This is a genomic window from Streptomyces klenkii, assembly GCF_003626645.1.
GTDB lineage: Bacteria > Actinomycetota > Actinomycetes > Streptomycetales > Streptomycetaceae > Streptomyces > Streptomyces klenkii.
The window spans coordinates 260,413-276,714 of record NZ_RBAM01000008.1 but is presented as its reverse complement, the minus strand read 5'-3'; the positions used below and the strand labels follow the sequence as shown (position 1 = coordinate 276,714).

The 16,302-nt window shown below is 72.5% G+C and carries 15 protein-coding genes and 1 riboswitch; of the genes, 8 read left to right on the top strand and 7 right to left on the bottom strand.

Annotation, left to right across the window (positions count from 1 at the left end):
- The first annotated feature begins 285 nt into the window (after positions 1-285).
- Positions 286-2,046 (top strand): diguanylate cyclase CdgB, encoded by a 1,761-nt coding sequence (gene cdgB, locus D7231_RS21130; protein ID WP_120757040.1) that lies wholly within the window; start codon positions 286-288, stop codon positions 2,044-2,046.
- Between the two features lie 129 nt (positions 2,047-2,175).
- Positions 2,176-3,108 carry a carbohydrate-binding protein gene (locus D7231_RS21125; protein WP_120757039.1) on the top strand — a complete coding sequence of 311 codons (933 nt, stop codon included), beginning with the start codon at positions 2,176-2,178 and terminating at the stop codon, positions 3,106-3,108.
- Here the strand turns inward: D7231_RS21125 and D7231_RS21120 are convergent.
- The 5 genes from D7231_RS21120 to D7231_RS21100 form a co-directional block, all read right to left on the bottom strand.
- Entirely contained in the window at positions 3,092-3,937 is an 846-nt protein-coding gene (locus D7231_RS21120) for a class II fructose-bisphosphate aldolase (RefSeq protein WP_120757038.1), read from the bottom strand. The genes D7231_RS21125 and D7231_RS21120 overlap by 17 nt on opposite strands.
- A gap of 78 nt (positions 3,938-4,015) precedes the next feature.
- Complete coding sequence (locus D7231_RS21115) at positions 4,016-4,948, bottom strand: 1-phosphofructokinase family hexose kinase (RefSeq protein ID WP_120757037.1); 933 nt, start codon at positions 4,946-4,948, stop codon at positions 4,016-4,018.
- 149 nt (positions 4,949-5,097) lie between these two features.
- Positions 5,098-6,279 carry an N-acetylglucosamine-6-phosphate deacetylase gene (gene nagA, locus D7231_RS21110; RefSeq protein WP_120757036.1) on the bottom strand — a complete coding sequence of 394 codons (1,182 nt, stop codon included), beginning with the start codon at positions 6,277-6,279 and terminating at the stop codon, positions 5,098-5,100.
- Complete coding sequence (locus D7231_RS21105) at positions 6,279-7,226, bottom strand: ROK family protein (protein ID WP_120757035.1); 948 nt, start codon at positions 7,224-7,226, stop codon at positions 6,279-6,281. The genes nagA and D7231_RS21105 overlap by 1 nt, the downstream gene beginning before the upstream one ends.
- A 142-nt stretch (positions 7,227-7,368) precedes the next feature.
- Complete coding sequence (locus D7231_RS21100) at positions 7,369-8,304, bottom strand: SIS domain-containing protein (protein WP_120757034.1); 936 nt, start codon at positions 8,302-8,304, stop codon at positions 7,369-7,371.
- A 171-nt stretch (positions 8,305-8,475) separates the two neighbouring features.
- On the opposite strand from D7231_RS21100, the gene D7231_RS21095 reads away from it, so the two are divergent.
- The 3 genes from D7231_RS21095 to otsB all read left to right on the top strand — a co-directional run bounded on the left by D7231_RS21095 (position 8,476) and on the right by otsB (position 10,955).
- The gene (locus tag D7231_RS21095) at positions 8,476-9,759 is read left to right on the top strand and encodes an extracellular solute-binding protein (RefSeq protein ID WP_120757033.1); all 1,284 of its coding nucleotides are present in this window, start codon (positions 8,476-8,478) and stop codon (positions 9,757-9,759) included.
- A 115-nt stretch (positions 9,760-9,874) separates the two neighbouring features.
- Positions 9,875-10,078, top strand: a complete 204-nt coding sequence (locus D7231_RS21090; protein WP_241999848.1) for a DUF3263 domain-containing protein — start codon at positions 9,875-9,877, stop codon at positions 10,076-10,078.
- 31 nt (positions 10,079-10,109) lie between these two features.
- Positions 10,110-10,955 carry a trehalose-phosphatase gene (gene otsB / locus D7231_RS21085; RefSeq protein WP_120757031.1) on the top strand — a complete coding sequence of 282 codons (846 nt, stop codon included), beginning with the start codon at positions 10,110-10,112 and terminating at the stop codon, positions 10,953-10,955.
- Positions 10,956-11,000: 45 nt separating this feature from the next.
- On the opposite strand, the gene D7231_RS21080 is transcribed toward otsB, so the two are convergent.
- Positions 11,001-12,491 carry an alpha,alpha-trehalose-phosphate synthase (UDP-forming) gene (locus D7231_RS21080; RefSeq protein WP_120757030.1) on the bottom strand — a complete coding sequence of 497 codons (1,491 nt, stop codon included), beginning with the start codon at positions 12,489-12,491 and terminating at the stop codon, positions 11,001-11,003.
- Between the two features lie 41 nt (positions 12,492-12,532).
- The gene (locus tag D7231_RS21075; RefSeq protein WP_120757029.1) at positions 12,533-13,507 is read right to left on the bottom strand and encodes a glucosyl-3-phosphoglycerate synthase; all 975 of its coding nucleotides are present in this window, start codon (positions 13,505-13,507) and stop codon (positions 12,533-12,535) included.
- A 174-nt stretch (positions 13,508-13,681) separates the two neighbouring features.
- Positions 13,682-13,830, top strand: a riboswitch (SAM riboswitch).
- A gap of 17 nt (positions 13,831-13,847) precedes the next feature.
- Here D7231_RS21075 and thrC point away from each other — a divergent pair.
- The 3 genes from thrC (at position 13,848) to D7231_RS21060 (ending at position 16,133) form a co-directional block, all read left to right on the top strand.
- On the top strand, positions 13,848-15,131 hold the full coding sequence (thrC, locus tag D7231_RS21070) for a threonine synthase (RefSeq protein ID WP_194959628.1): 1,284 nt from the start codon (positions 13,848-13,850) through the stop codon (positions 15,129-15,131).
- Positions 15,132-15,228: 97 nt separating this feature from the next.
- Entirely contained in the window at positions 15,229-15,504 is a 276-nt protein-coding gene (locus D7231_RS21065; protein WP_120757027.1) for a MoaD/ThiS family protein, read from the top strand.
- Between the two features lie 422 nt (positions 15,505-15,926).
- Positions 15,927-16,133 (top strand): cold-shock protein, encoded by a 207-nt coding sequence (locus tag D7231_RS21060; protein ID WP_120757026.1) that lies wholly within the window; start codon positions 15,927-15,929, stop codon positions 16,131-16,133.
- The last annotated feature ends 169 nt before the right edge of the window (positions 16,134-16,302 follow it).

Here is a 16,302-nt window from a genome sequence, read left to right as displayed (position 1 = left end):
GGTCCTAGGTCGAAAGGGTGCCGGAACCGTTCCGGAAGTTGTTCGTATGCGTTCAAGATGGCGTCCGGATCAGTCTCCGTACGGTTCCGGATTTGCGTTCACGAAGCATAAGGACTTCTTGCCCCGCCAGTAGCGGGACCTCATCACGCATTGTGACATGAGTCACAGAGGGCCGTAATTGTTGACCCTGTGTACCGAGTGGTCAGCTCGCTGTGATTCAGTGGCCGTGGTAAACGGACGACAAGAAGCCTGGAGTTGCTGTCGAGGTCTCGGGGGAGAGCGAAGATGGAGACCGAGTCGGAGCCGTATGTCCGCCTGGCCACCTTGCGCGGGCTGCATCAGGTGGTGGCCGATCTGAACACGGCGCGAAGTCTCGCGGACACCTTGCAGACCGTCGCGGACGGCATCGTCACCGGGCTGGGGTACGAGCTCTCCGCCGTCAATCTCGTACGGCCCGACGGTGACCTCGTCGTGGCCGCCGTCGCCGGCAGCGCCGGCGCCGAAGCGCTGATGGCCGGGCGGGTCGGCTCGCGCGTCTCGTGGGAGCGGCGGCTCGCCATGGCCGACCAGTGGGGCTCGCTGCGCTTCATCCCGTACACGGAGGGCTGGGTCCTCGACAACGACGACGTGCCCCAGTGGCACACCGCCGGCCCGGCGCCCCGCTTCCCGGACGAGTGGCACCCCATGGACCGCCTCTTCGCGCCCATGTACACGGCGGGGACGGCGGGCGGCGAGCTCCTCGGAGTGATCTCCGTCGACAAGCCGCGCAACGGCCGCCGGCCCGGCGCCTGGGGCCGCGAGGCGCTCCAGATGTACGCCTTCCAGGCCGCCATCGCGATCAGCAACGCCCGCCTGCGGGCCAACATGCAGCGCGCCCTCGTCCGCCTGGAGCGCGAGCAGCAGGCCCTGCGGGCCAGTGAGGAAAGCTTCCGCCAGGCCTTCGAGTACGCGCCCAGCGGCATGGCCATCGCCGAGATGGGCGGCGACCAGCACGGCCGCCTGCACCGCACGAACGACGCCCTGTGCCGCCTCCTCGGCCGCTCCGCGTCCCAGATGCGCCGCTATTCGTTCTCCGACCTCGTCCACCCCGAGGACATCGGCACCCTCCTGCGCACCTCCGCCGAGGGCGGCCGGGCCGAGCTGCGGCTCGCGCGCCGCGACGGCACCTACGTGTGGGTGTCGCTGCGCAATTCGGTGGTGGCCGACGCCGCCGACGGGCCGCGCTTCCTGCTCACCCACGTCGAGGACATCGAGGAGCGCAAGCGGCACGAGCTCCAGCTGGCCCACCGCGCCAGCCACGACTCGCTCACCGGCCTGCCCAACAGCGCCGAGCTGCGCGCCCGGCTCAGCAGCCGGCTGTGCGGCCGGGCCCCGGGCAGCGAGCCGCACGCGGCGGCCGTGGCGGCCCCGTACGGCTGTCTCGACGGCTTCGCGGAGGTGGAGGGCGTCGAGGGACCGGCGGGCCCCGTCCCGTACGGGCAGGAGGGCTCCTACGCCCACGGCTTCGGCTCCGAGGGCGGCCCGGACCACGCGCCGGACTGCGGGCCCGACTACGCCCCGGACGAGTTCGGCTGCGGCACGCACGACCACGCCTATCCGGGTCATGTCCACGCCATAGCCCCGCCGGAGGACGGCCCCGACGACGGGACCAAGGGCCTGGCCGTCCTCTTCTGCGACCTCGACGGCTTCAAGGCGATCAACGACCGCTTCGGCCACCACACCGGTGACGCCGTCCTCATAGAGGTCGCCCGCCGCCTCAGCAACGGCGTCCGCGAGGGCGACACGGTCGCCCGCCTCGGCGGTGACGAATTCGTCGTCCTCGCCGACGGCCTCACCCAGGCCGACGCCGAGGACCTCGCCGTCCGGCTGCGCAGCGCGATCCTCCCGCCGATCAGGGTTGACGGGCGTGCGGTCCGGGTAGGCGCGAGTTTCGGCATTGGCTGGGCGGGCTGCGGAATGTCCGCCGACGAGGTGCTGCACTCCGCCGACCAGCGGATGTACGTCGAAAAGCGGTCGCGCGCCAAGGCAGGTAGGCGGGCGGGCTGAGGCCGCCCACGGCGAGGTGTCGCCGCGTCGCGGTAGTCTTCGCCGAACGCGGCACCGCCGCCTACCGTGAAATCGAACGCAAAGATTTGGCCAGTGGGCGATGGGCCCATGGGTTGGGAGTGACAGGGGATGACGGCCGGTAATAACGGCACGGGTACGCCGGAGAGCGAAGACCCGTTCGCGCACCTGTACCGCTCGGAGGGCGGCGGGTCCAACGAGAGTGCTCCGACCGCGCCGCAGCCGGGAGTTCCCCGCACTTCGTACAACCAGGTACGGACGGTCGGCTCACGCCAGTACGGCCCGCGCCAGCCGCAGCCGCCGCACGCGTCGCAGCCCGCTCCGCACTACGCGGCCCCGGAGACCCTCCCGGGCGGCGCCCCCCGCCAGCCGGCCCCCACGGGCCACGGCGGCGCCTCCCGCCCCAAGCGGACCGGCCTGCTGGTCGCGGCGATAGCCGTGGTCGCGGTGGTGGCGGGCGGCATCACCGCGGCGATGCTGACGAACGGCGGCACGTCGGACGACGACGGGAGCAGCCAGGCGGCGACCGGCGGTGAGCAGAAGGACCCCAAGGACAAGGACGAGGACAAGAAGCCGTCCAAGGAGCCGGAGAAGAAGAACCAGCCGAGCAATCCGTCGGCGGCCGGCAACCTGAAGCGGGACGCGTCCACTCTGAAGCTGGTGGGCGGCGCGACCACGGACACGGTGGTCAAGGGCACCAAGTCCGAAAACGGGGCCTACGCGGTCGTCACCAACCAGACGGGCTCCGGCGTCGAGTGGGAGGTCGAGGTTCCGTCGACCGGCTCCTACCGGCTGTACGTCCACTACGGCGTGCCCGGCCAGGACGCCAACCTCGCGGTCGACGTCAACGGCAAGACCAACAGCCTGCCGATGCGCATGAAGATCTGGGGCGACACGAAGCCGGGCGACTGGCCCCCCAACTGGCAGCAGAGCTGGACCCGCGTCGACCTGAACCAGGGCAAGAACACCATCAAGATGTACTGCGGCAGCGGCAGCGGCTGCGATTCGCACCTCGACCAGCTGTGGCTCACCAACGGCGGCTGACGGTCCGGAGGAAACCCGCCACCGTTTCCGTCATGGCGGCCCGCGCAGGGGTCAGGTACTTGCGCGGGTCCGTGGTGGAGGGGTGGGCCTCCAGGAAGGCTCTTACCGCTCCTGTGAAGGCCTTGTTCAGGGCCGTGCCCACGTTGATCTTCGTCATTCCCGCCGCGACCGCGCAGCGGAGTTCCGCGTCCGGGACGCCTGACGAGCCGTGGAGGACCAGGGGGACGGGGACCGCGTCGCGCAGTGACGTGATCAGCGCGTGGTCCAGGGCCGCCGTGCGGTCCGTCATCGCGTGGGTGCTGCCCACGGCCACCGCCAGGGCGTCGACGCCCGTGTCCGCCACGTAGGCGGCGGCTTCCGCGGGGTCCGTCCGTACGCCCGGCGTGTGCGCGTCGCCCGCCTTTCCGCCCACGCGGCCCAGTTCCGCCTCCACCCAGATGTCGCGTTCGCTGCCCCAACGGACCGCCTCCGCCGTCGCTTTGACGTTGTCTCCGTAAGGGAGTTTCGAGGCGTCGAACATGACCGACGTGAAGCCGTGGGCGTGGGCCTGCCGCAGGAGGTCTTCGCTTTCCACGTGGTCCAGGTGGAGGGAGAGCCGGGCGGACGACACCGCCGCCACCGCGGACGCCGCGGCGGCGATCGGGCCCACGCGGCCGCCGTGGAATTTCACCGCGTTCTCGGAGACCTGGAGGATCGCGGGGCGGTCCGCGGATTCCGCGCCCGCGGCGATGGCTTCCGCGTGTTCCACGGTGATGACGTTGAAGGCGCAAACGGCCGTGTTCGCGGCCCGGGCTTCCGTGACGAGGTCGGCGGTGCGTACGAGGGGCATGTGCCTTGCCTTTCCGCTCGCTGAAAACTCCCTGATATCCCTGACGTTCCTGATAACCCCGAGAGCCCTGAAGCGGCGTCAGGCCGCCGTGACCTTCACCCGCGGCAGCACGTCCTCATACGTCTCGGCGTCGAACTCGCCCGCCGTAGGGGCCTTTACCGTGGCGGCGGCCAGGGCCACCGCCCGGGTCAGGCGGTCCGGCCAGGGCAGGCCGTCCAGCCAGGCCGACAGGAGGCCGGCCGCGGCCGAGTCCCCCGCGCCCGTGGGGTTGCCGGTGAGGCGGCGCGGCGGGGCCGCGCGCCAGGTGCCGTCGGGGGTGACGGCGAGGACGCCCTCCGGGCCGAGGGTCGCCGCGATGGCGTGGGCGCCGCGGCGGCGGGCGTCGAGGGCCGCCCGGAGGGGCTCCGTGGAGCCGGTGAGGGCGGCGAGTTCGGTGGTGTTGGGGGTGACCAGGTCGGGGCGGGCGGCGATGCCGCGCCGCAGCGGTTCGCCGCTGGTGTCCAGCAGGACGGGGACGCCGGCGGCGTGCGCCTGCCGTACGAGATGGGCGTACGCCCCCACCGGCACGCCCGGCGGAAGGCTGCCGCACAGAGCGACGGCGCGGGCCTCGCGCAGGAGGCGCGCGTAGGTGTCCGTGAAGGCGCCCCACTCCTCCGCGGTGACGTCGGGGCCGGCCTCGTTGAGCTGGGTGGTGTCGCCGGTGGAGGCGTCCACGACGGCGACCGTGCGGCGGGTGGTGCCGATGATGGGGACGAGGTGGTCGGTGATGCGCCCGCCGGCGCCGGGGGCGGTCTCCGCGAGGAGCCGGCGCAGGGTCTCGCCCGTCGTGCCGCCGGCGAAGCCCGTGACCACGGTGGTGTGGCCGAGGGCGGCCAGGACGCGGGCGACGTTGACGCCCTTGCCGCCGGCCCGTTCGGCGGCGGTCGCGACGTGGTGCGACGCGTGCGGCTTCAGCCGCGGAACGCGATAGGTCAGATCGAGCGCTGCGTTGAGCGTCACCGTGAGGATCACCGGCGTTTCCCTCCCTTGACCGAAGAAATCGAAGAACCGTGACCGTCGACCGCGAGCGATCATGCCAAAACAGCGGCGGCAGGCCCAGACCTCGGGACTGCCGCCGCTGTTCCGGCCGGCGTGCGACCGCGCGTCAAGAGCGGGAGGAATCAGTGCACGTGGGGACTGACCACCCATTCGCCCTTGCGCATGACGCCCACCAGGTCGTACGAGGCGTCGAGAATGACCAGATCCGCATCCTTGCCGGGCTCCAGGGAGCCGGCCCGGTCGGCCACGCCCAGCAGGCGCGCGGGGGTCGCGGACAGGGCGCGTACGGCGTCGCCCACCGGCAGGCCGTCGACCGTCACCGCGCGCTTGAACGCCGTGTCCAGCGTCAGCGTCGAGCCGGCGATCGAACCCGCCGTCGGGCCGTCGGCGATGCGGGCCACGCCGTCCTTGACCTCGACGCTCATCGGGCCGAGCGGGTACATGCCGTCGCTCATGCCCGCCGCGCCCATGGCGTCGGTGATGAACGCGACGCGGTCCGCGCCGGCCCGGGCGAAGGCCAGCTCCAGGACGGCGGGGTGCAGGTGCGTGCCGTCGTTGATCAGCTCTACGGTGACCCGCTCGTCCTCCAGCAGGGCCGCGATCGGGCCGGGCGCGCGGTGCAGCAGCGACGGCATCGCGTTGAAGAGGTGGGTGGCGACCGTCGCGCCCGCCTCGATGGCGTCCAGGGTCGCCTCGTACGAGGAGTCCGTGTGGCCCACGGCGGCGATCACGCCGAGGTCGGCGAGGAGGCGGACCGAGTCCAGGCCGCCCGCCAGCTCCGGGGCCAGCGTCATCATGCGGGCCGCGCCGCGCGCCGCGTCGACGAGCTTGCGGACGTCCGCCGGGTGCGGGTCGCGCAGCAGCTCCGGCTGGTGGGCGCCGCAGCGGTGCGGGGAGATGAACGGGCCCTCGAAGTGGATGCCCGCCAGGTCGCCCTGCTCGGTCAGCTCGGACAGCACGGCCGCCTGCCGGGCGAGGTCGTCCAAGTCGCCGGTGACGGTGGAGGCGACCATGGTCGTGGTGCCGTGCGCGCGGTGCGTACGGATGGCCGTGAGGGCCTCCTCGGGGTCGCCCGCGGAGAAGGACGCGCCGCCGCCGCCGTGGACGTGCATGTCCACGAACCCGGGGACGATCCAGTGGCCGCCCTTGCCGGAGAGGTCGAGCGTCGCCTGCTCGGCGGACTCGTTCGCGGCGCCGCTCTCGATCGCGGCGATCCGCCGGCCCTCGACCGTCACCCGCCCGTCCTCGACCACGCCGGTCGGCAGCACCACGCGGGCGCCGGCGAGAACCGTTCGTTCGACCATCAGGCGGAAACCTCCGTGAGGTGGGTGGTGAGCAGGTCCCAGGCGAGCAGGCCCGCGCCCAGGCAGCCGGCGGCGTCCCCGAGGGCGGCCGGGATGATGCGGGGGAGCCGCTGGAACGTCATGCGGTCCGCGACGGCCGCGCGCAGCGGTACGAAGAGGGTGTCGCCGGCCTCGGCGAGGCCCCCGCCGATGATCAGCGTGCGGGGGTCGAGCAGGGTGTGGGCGATGACGAGGCCGTCGGCGAGGGCGTCGACGGCCTCCTGCCAGACGGCGCGGGCGCGGGGGTCGCCCGCCTCCACGGCGCGGGCGCAGTCCGCGGCGTCGGCGTCCGGGGAGCCGGAGGCCTCCGCCCAGGCGCGGCTGACCGCGGCGGCGGAGGCGACCGTCTCCAGGCAGCCGCGGCCGCCGCAGCCGCACGGCCGGCCGGCGGGGCCGGGGCGGACGGCGATGTGGCCGATCTCGCCCGCGCAGCCGTGGGCGCCGGCCTCGATGCGGCCGTCGATGCCGATGGCTCCGGCGATGCCGGTGCCGAGGGCGACGAACAGGAAGCGGTCCGCGCCCTCGCCGGCGCCGAGGCGGCCCTCGGCGAGGCCGCCCGTGCGGACGTCGTGGCCGAGGGCCACGGGCGTGCCTCCCAGGCGGCGGCTCAGCAGATCGCGCAGGGGGACGTCGCGCCAGCCGAGGTTGGCGGCGTAGACGGCGGTGCCGGCCGCGGCGTCCACGATGCCGGGCACGGCGAGGCCCGCGGCCGCCGCGGGCTCGCCGTAGGCGGCCTCGCCGGTGGCCGCGAGCTCGGCGGCGAAGTCCAGGATCCCGGCGACCACGGCCTCCGGCCCCTGCTCCCGCCCTGTGGGCCGGCGTGCTTCGTGCAACAGCTCGTGGTCCGGGCCGATCAGGGCGGCCTTGATGGCGGTACCGCCGACGTCGAGCGCGATGACGTGTCTCACGGGGACAGTGTCGCGCGTCCGCGGTCGAAAGGTCTAGTCCACTCACCCGTGGGTGGGTGTTTCCCCGCCGCGGGCCGTCCTCTCAAGATGTCGCGGGCCATCCCTTCACGATGCCGCGGGTCACCCCTTCAGATGTCGCGGGTCACCCCTTCAAGATCACGCTCCGCGTCAGGCCCCTCGGGGTGTCCGGGTTCAGGCCGCGGCCCTCCGCCACCGCCACCGCCAGGCGCTGCGCGCGGATCAGGTCCGCCAGCGGGTCCAGGCGGCCGCCGTCCGACACCAGCACCCCGCCCGTGCGGGAGACGTCCGCCTCCAAGTCCGCCGGCGCCGCGCCCAGGATCCACGCCACCCGGCCCGGGCCCGTGATCGCCACCGGGCCGTGGCGGTACTCCATGGCCGGGTACGCCTCCGTCCACGCCCCCGCCGCCTCGCGCATCTTCAGCGCCGCCTCCTGCGCGAGCCCGTACGCCCAGCCCCCGCCCAGGAACGTCCACTGCTCCGCGGACAGCACCGCCCGCGGCAGCGGCTCGATCAGCGCCGTCTCCGCGTCCGCCGCCGCCTCCGCGACCCCCTTCACGCCCTCCGGCAGCCCGCCCGTGAGCTCCAGGCCCGCCCGCAGGAACGCCAGCGCCGTCGTCGCGAACCGCGTCTGGACGACCGACTCCTCGTCCGCCCAGTCCAGCACCGCCGCCTCATCGGCCGCCCCCACCACCGGCGACGCCGCGTCCCCGGTCAGCGCGAGGACCTCCCACCGCTCGCGGACCTCCGCTATCAGGCCGAGCACCTCCGTCGTCGTCCCCGACCGCGTGATCACCACCAGCCGGTCGTACGTCCGCGACAGCGGGAACTCCGACGCCGGGAAGGCGTCCGTCTCCCCCTGCCCCGACCCCTCCCGCAGCGCCGCGTACGCCTGCGCCATGAACCACGACGTGCCGCACCCGGTCACGGCCACCCGCTCCCCGGGCCTCGGCATGCCGGCCGCGCCCGCCGCGGCCCGCGCCGCCCGCCGCCAGCAGTCCGGCTGCGCGGTGATCTCCAGGGAGGTGAGCGAGGGCGAGGTGAGAGAGGGCTCGGACATGCGCTTTCGTCTCCTTACACCGGCGATCTCTATGTGATTCCCGTGCATAGCAGCCCCCGTCGGCCGCGGGAAGAGCGATACCGAAGCGAAACCGGAAGCGGCTGGAACGTATGGTGGCCCGCGGGGGAAACTCACGGTCTCCAACACAAACCCCGAAGGTGGGAAGCAGTAGTGCAGCGGCGGCGGTTCTTGGGTCTGACGGCGGCAGGTGCCGCCACGGCGGCGTTGGCGCCCGCACTGACGGCGTGCGGCAGCGACGGCGGTTCGGGCAGCAAGACGCTGCGCGTCGTTGCGGCCGACTACGGTGACAAGGCGGCGAACAGCTCCCAGAAGTACTGGGACTCCCTCGCCCGCGCCTTCGAGGCCAAGAACAAGGGCGTCAAGGTCGAGGCCACGGTCCTCAGCTGGACCGAGGTCGACAAGAAGGTCGCCGAGATGGTCGCGTCCGGCAAGGCCCCGGACATCGCGCAGATCGGCGCGTACGCCGACTTCGCCGCCTCCGGCAAGCTCTACAGCGCCGACCAGCTGCTGACCATCCCCACCCAGGCCGACATCATCGCCTCGATCGCCCGCGCGGGCGAGGTGGCCCGCGTGCAGTACGGCCTGCCGTTCGTCTCCAGCACCCGCATGCTCTTCTACAACAAGACCCACTTCGCCAAGGCCGGCATAACCAAGGCCCCGGAGAGCTGGGACGAGCTCCAGGCCGCCGCCAAGAAGCTCCAGGCCGCCGGGGTCAAGATCCCGTACGGGCTGCCGCTCGGCCCCGAGGAGGCGCCCGCCGAGACCCTGCTGTGGATGCTCAGCGGCGGCGGCGGTTACACCGACCACGACGGCACGTACACGATCAACTCCGAGGACAACGTCGCGACCTTCAACTGGCTGCGCGACGAGCTCGTCGGCAAGGGCCTCACCGGCTCCGGAGACCCCGCCCGCACCAACCGCCAGGACGTCTTCGACGCCTTCTGCAACGGCCAGGTCGGCATGCTCAACGGCCATCCGACGCTGATGAAGCAGGCCGAGGCCAAGGGCATCAAGTACGGGCTGGCCCCGCTGCCGGGCAAGGCCGGCAAGGCTAAGTCCACCATGGGCGTCGCCGACTGGATCATGGCGTTCAAGGCGGGCGGCCACCGCGAGGAGGCCGGCCTCTTCCTCGACTTCGTCTACAGCACGAAGAACGTCCTGAACCTCACCGGCCAGTACGACCTGCTGCCCGTGACCAGCAGCGCCTCCGAGAAGATGCAGGCCGACAGCAACAAGGCGCACCTGAAGCCGTTCCTGGAGCAGCTCGACAACGCCGTCTACTACCCCGTCGACAAGACGTCGTGGGCGAAGGTCAGCAAGGCCCTCAAGGAGAAGATCGGCTCGGTCGTCGCCAAGAGCGGCGACCCCGCGAGCGTCCTCGGCGAGATCCAGCGCGAGGCCGACGCCACGGAGCTGGCCGGCGCCGGCAAGTAGGCTGGCCGGCGTGAGCGACGAACAGCACGGCGAGCGGGAGCTCTCCGAGCGGGACCCCTCCGGGCGGGTTCGCTCCGAGCAGGGCCCCTCCGAGCAGGATCTTTCCGAGCTCGACCTGGCCGTGCTCGCCCTGGAGCGCCGGGCCTTCTCCGGGCCCGGTGCCAAGGAGCGGGCCGTGCGGGAGCGGCTCGGGATGACCCCGACGCGCTACTACCAGCTGCTCAACGCCCTCCTGGACGACCCGCGGGCCCTCGCCCACGACCCCGTCACCGTCAACCGGCTGCGACGCATCCGCGACGCCCGGCGCGAACGCCGGTAGCGGACGGGCCCCGCCCAGTAGGGTCGGACCCATGGGCAGCCACCCCCTCCCCGTTCCCGTCACCCCCGCCGGCCGCGACGGGCTCGCCGCCCTGCTGGCCGGGCCGCAACGCGCCGTCGTCGCCCTCGACTTCGACGGGACGCTCGCCGAGATCGTCCCCGACCCCGAGCAGGCCCGCGCGCACCCCGGAGCCGTGCCCGCGCTGGCCCGGCTCGCGCCGCGGCTCGGGTCCGTCGCCGTGATCACCGGCCGCCCGGCCGCCGTCGCCGTCCACCACGGCGGCTTCGCCGGGGCCGTGGGCCTGGAGCACCTCGTGGTCCTCGGCCAGTACGGCGCCGAGCGCTGGGACGCCGCGAGCGGCACCGTGGCCGCCGACACCCCGCCCCCCGGCGTCGAAGCCGCCCGCGCGGAGCTGCCGGGGATCCTGGCCGGCTCGGGCGCCGGCCGCGGCACCTGGATCGAGGACAAGGGCCGCGCCTTCGCCGTGCACACCCGGCGGGCCCCCCACCCGCAGGACGCCTTCGAGGCCCTGCGCGAGCCGCTGCGCGCCCTCGCCGACCGGCACGGCCTGATCGTCGAGCCCGGCCGGCTGGTGCTGGAGCTGCGCCCGCCGGGCGTCGACAAGGGCGCCGCCCTCACCTCGTACGTACGCGAGAGCGGCGCGCGCTCGATCCTCTACGCGGGTGACGACCTCGGCGACCTCGCCGCCTTCGCCGCCGTGGAGAAACTGCGCTCCGAGGGGCTGCCGGGGCTGCTGGTGTGCAGCGGAAGCGCCGAGGTCGCCGAACTCGCCGACCGGGCCGACATCGTGGTCGACGGCCCGGCAGGCGTCGTGGAACTCCTGAGCGCCCTCGCCGAGCGCCTCGACGGCTCCTGATCCGTAATCCGTAATCCGCGGCTTCCCGGCGCGGGAGCCGCGAAGCTACAGAGCCCGCAGCTGGTCCGTGAACCACCGCGCCGGCGGCAGCGCCGTCGCCGCCGCGGCCAGCCGCTTCGTGCGCTCCGCCCGCTCCCCGGGGTCCATCAGCAGCGCGAAGTGCAGCGCGCGGGCCGTGGCCTCCACGTCGTACGGATTCACCAGGATCGCCTCGTCGCCCAGCTCGGCCGCCGCGCCCGCCTCCCGCGACAGCACCAGCGCGCACCCGTGGTCGGAGACCACCGGGACCTCCTTGGCCACCAGGTTCATCCCGTCGCGGATCGGGTTCACGAGGGCCACGTCCGCGAGCCGGTACGCGGCCAGGGAACGCGCGAAGTCGTCCTTGACGTGCAGGGCGACCGGCTCCCAGCCCTCCGTGCCGAACGCGGAGTTGATCTCGCGGGCGACCCGCTCCACCTCGGCCGTGTAGTCGCGGTAGACGGCGAGGTCCTGCCGCGACGGGTAGGCGAACGCGATGTGCACGACCCTGCCCCGCCACTGCGGGTGCTCCTCCAGCAGCCGCCGGTACGCGTGCAGCCCCCGCACGATGTTCTTCGACAGCTCCGTGCGGTCCACGCGCACGATCGTCCTGCGGTCCGGCCCGCCGATCTGCGACCTCAGCGCCGCCATGCGCTCCTCGACGTCCGCCCGGTGCGCCCGCTCGCGCAGGAAGTCCCCGTCGGCGCCGAGACCGTGCACGCCCAGCCGCGTCACCCGCCCCTCGCACCGCACCTCGGCCGCCCGCCCCTCGCCGTCGCGGACGACCTCCGCGCCCAGGACGTCCGCGCAGCACGCGGCGAACGCCTCGGCCCAGCGCGAGGTCAGGAACGCGGCCCGGTCGCCGCCGAGCACGCCGCGCAGCAGCTGCCCGGCCACGTCGTCCGGCAGCATCCGGAAGTAGTCCGGCGGGGCCCACGGGGTGTGCGAGAAGTGGCCGATGCGCAGGTCGGGGCGGCGCGCCCGGAGCAGGCCCGGGACGAGCGCCAGGTGGTAGTCCTGCACGAGCACCGCGGCGCCCTGCGCGGCCTCCTCGGCGACGGCGTCGGCGAAGGCCGCGTTGTACGCCTCGTAGGCCGCCCACTGCTCCCGGAACGCCTTGTCGAAGACGGGCTCCAGAGGCGTCTGGTAGAGCATGTGGTGCACGAACCACAGCACGGAATTGGCGATGCCGTTGTACGCGGCGGCGAACGTGCCGGGCGGGATGTCCAGCATCCGCACGCGGTGCCCGCCGGTGTCTTCCGGGTCGAGTCTCCGGCCGGCCGCGCGGGCCGCCTCGCGGTCGCCCTCGCCGAGCGCCGCGCACACCCACACCGCTTTGGCCTCGCGCTCTATCGAGCTGAGCCCGGAGACGAGGCCTCCGCCGCCCCGCCCGGCCACGAGGCCGCCGTCCGCGCCGCGCCGGTACGAGACCGGGCCGCGGTTGGAGGCGACCACGATCGGTGCGGCGGCGCCGTTGTCGTCGTCGATCGATGCGGTGGGCACGTGCTCAGCGACCATGTGGCCAGCCTTGCCCTCGGGTGAACCGCTCAAACGTACGCTTACGCGGCGTGCCGCTTCGCGTACTCGGGTATTCCGGCCATCGGCGGACGCTCCTCGGTGTCCACCGCGTACGTCCGCGGAACGAAGCCCTCCGCGGTCCGCTCGAACTGCGTGAGCGCAGGTCGCACCAGGTGCCCGCGGGCCAGCCGGAGCTGCGCGGTGCGGTAGATCGCGGCGGCCATCCGGCCGAGCGCCTGCCCGTCCTGGTGGCGGTGCTTGCGCACGCCCACGTCCACCTGGGCCAGCGCGTCCAGCCCCACCGTGTGCAGCGCGTCCACCAGAAGGCCCAGTTCCACGCCGTAGCCGACGGGGAACGGCAGCCGTTCGAGGAGCGACCGGCGGGCCGCGTACTCGCCGCCCAGCGGCTGGACGAAGCCGGCCAGCTGCGGCCAGTGCAGGTTCAGCAGGGGGCGGGCGACGAGCTCGGTGACCCGGCCGCCCTGGCCCGCGGCCCGTGCGGCACCGGGGACGCCGAACTCCGGGCCCAGCGGGCGGTCGTACATCGCCTTGACGAACTGCACGCCCGGGTCGGTCAGCAGCGGGCCGACGATCCCGGACACGAAATCCGCCGAGAACTCGCGCAGGTCGGCGTCGACGAAGGCCACGACGTCGCCCGTCGTCGCGAGCAGCGAGCGCCAGAGGACCTCGCCCTTGCCGGGCACGGCGGGCAGGCCGGGCAGCAGCTCGTCGCGGTGCACCACGCGCGCCCCGGCCGCCGCGGCCACCTCGGCCGTACGGTCCGTGGAGCCCGAGTCGACGACCACCAGCTCGTCCACCAGCGGCACCGCGTCCGTCATCAGCTCGCGGCGGATCACCGCCACGATCTCGCCCACCGTCGGCTCTTCGTTCAGCGCGGGCAGGACGACGCTCACCGTCGTGCCGGACTCCCGTTTGGTGGCCAGAAGCACGTCGAGCGGACGATCAGCAGCCGACCAGGACCGCTCGGCCAGCCAGCGCTCCACCTCTTCCAGCACGTGTACGACTCCTCGTTGTGATGCGCTGCCGCGATGCGCTGTGACGCATCTCGCCTTACGGACGGCCCTCTCAACGGGCCATCGCTTCCGTTACAGTCTTGAACAACGCGGACCGCCGTCCTATGTCGGGGTCACCGCGTGCCACAAACGCCTGGGCCCCGCCCAGCGCCATACCGCTCATCCAGAGGGGCAGAGGGACACGGCCCGTTGAAGCCCCGGCAACCCTCCAGCCGGTCTCCGTCGACATCGTTCGATGCGAGGCTCCCGGCGGGGAAGGTGCCAATTCCGTCTCGTGGCGACGTACGCCGCGAGGAAGATGAGGAGAAAGGGCCTCGCCTCCATGGCTGTGCAGTCTGTTGAACCCTCTACCACTTCTGTGGACCTCGGACCCGCCGCGGCGCTCTCCTGCCGCGAGTGCGGAGAGCGCTTCCCCCTCAGCCCCATTTTCGCCTGCGCCCTGTGCTTCGGCCCCCTCGAAATCGCCTACGAGCTGCCCGCCGGCGACCCCGAGGCACTGCGGCGGCGGATCGAGGCCGGCCCCGCAAACATCTGGCGCTACGCCCCGCTGCTGCCCGTCCCCGCCGACGTGGCGGACAAGCCCGGCCTCAACCCCGGCTTCACCAAGCTCGTCAAGGCGGACAACCTCGCCCGCGAGCTGGGCGTGACCGGCGGCCTGTACGTCAAGGACGACTCCGGCAACCCGACGCACTCTTTCAAGGACCGGGTGGTCGCGATCGCGGTCGAGGCCGCCCGCGCCTTCGGCTTCACGACCCTGTCGTGCTCCTCCACCGGCAACCTCGCCGGAGCGGTCGGGGCCGCGGCCGCCCGCGCCGGATTCCGGTCCTGCGTGTTCATCCCGCACGACCTGGAGGCCGGGAAGGTCGTCATGGCCGCGGTCTACGGCGGCGACCTCGTCGGCATCGAAGGCACGTACGACGACGTCAACCGCTTCTGCAGCGAGCTCATCGGCGATCCGCTGGGGGAGGGCTGGGGCTTCGTCAACGTCAACCTCCGGCCGTACTACGGCGAGGGCTCCAAGACCCTCGCCTACGAGATCTGCGAGCAGCTCGGGTGGCGGCTGCCGGACCAGATCGTGGTGCCGATCGCCTCCGGCTCCCAGCTCACGAAGATCGACAAGGGGCTGAAGGAGCTCGTCGCGCTCGGGCTGGTCGAGGACCGGCCGTACCGGATCTTCGGCGCGCAGGCGGAAGGGTGCTCGCCGGTCTCGCGCGCCTTCAAGGACGGGCACGACGTCGTACGGCCCGTGAAGCCGGACACGATCGCCAAGTCACTGGCCATCGGCAACCCGGCGGACGGGCCGTACGTGCTGGACATCGCGCGGCGGACGGGCGGGGCGGTGGAGGACGTCACCGACGAGCAGATCGTGGACGCGATCCGGCTGCTCGCCCGGACCGAGGGGATCTTCGCCGAGACGGCGGGCGGGGTGACCGTGGGAGTCACCAAGAAGCTCATCGAGGACGGGGTGCTCGATCCGTCCCTGACCACGGTCGTGCTGAACACCGGGGACGGGCTGAAGACGCTCGACGCCGTCGCGGCGGGTCCGACGGCGACGATCCGGCCGTCGCTGGAGGCGTTCCGCGCCGCGGGCCTTGCCGCCGGCTGACGCCTGCGGGCCCTTGCGCCCACCCTCCTCCGGCCGCGCGGGTAACGCCTGCCGCCTGCCCACAACTTGTTTCGCATTGTTTCGAAGGAGCTTCCCCATGAGCGTCACCGTCCGCATCCCCACCATCCTGCGCACCTACACCGGCGGGAAGGCCGAGGTCTCCGCCGAGGGCGCGACCCTCTCCGAGGTGATCCAGTCCCTCGAGGCCGACCACACCGGCGTCGCCGCCCGCGTGCTCGACGACAGCGGCAAGCTGCGCCGGTTCGTGAACGTGTACGTCAACGACGACGACGTCCGCTTCGAGCAGGGCCTCCAGACCCCCACCCCCGCCGGCTCCGCCGTCTCCGTCATCCCTGCCGTCGCCGGCGGCTGAGGTTTCACAGGGTTCTTCCGTTATTGCCGCATGACGCCCCCGGAATCGCCCCGTCCGTAAAACGGACGGGGCGATTCCGGCTGTTGAGCGCGATACAGTTGAGGCGATCCCCGCCCGGCGTCAGTGCCGAACGCATATGAGAACCCGTCAAGTTGTGCGCGAAGTGTGTGCACGAAATGCCGGGTTGGTTGTGTTTTTCCCGGCCCGACTTGCCCTGAAATACCCGGAGTTCAGCCGTTTCTCTCGATCGGCCATGCCCGGAATTCTCGTCCGAGTGACCTGTTGCAGACGGCATCCGTGCAGATACATTCAGCCGCGGTCGACGCGTTCCGGCGCACACCCACTGGGCTGCCAGGGGTGAGGTCTGACCCGGGTCCGCGAAGTGCGGTCCTGCGCAAGGGCCAGTAATAGGGGAGTTAGGCATGGCTCAGGGCACCGTCAAGTGGTTCAACGCGGAGAAGGGCTACGGCTTCATCGCGGTCGACGGTGGTGCGGATGTATTCGTCCACTACAGCGCGATTCAGATGGACGGTTACCGCACCCTCGAGGAGGGTCAGCGGGTCGAGTTCGAGATCTCGCAGGGCCAGAAGGGGCCGCAGGCGGACATGGTGAAGCTGTCGCAGGTCTGACGCGGCGCATCGACCACCGGCTCGCTCGGTTTGCGGAGGGGTCCGCACCTCATTGAGGTGCGGACCCCTCGCGCGTGTGCGGGTACCTCTGTGTGGGTACGGCTCTCTTTTGCTCTTCCGGGTCCCTCGTGTCCCCTCCAGGGTGAACCGCTTGCACTCGGGGTGGTCG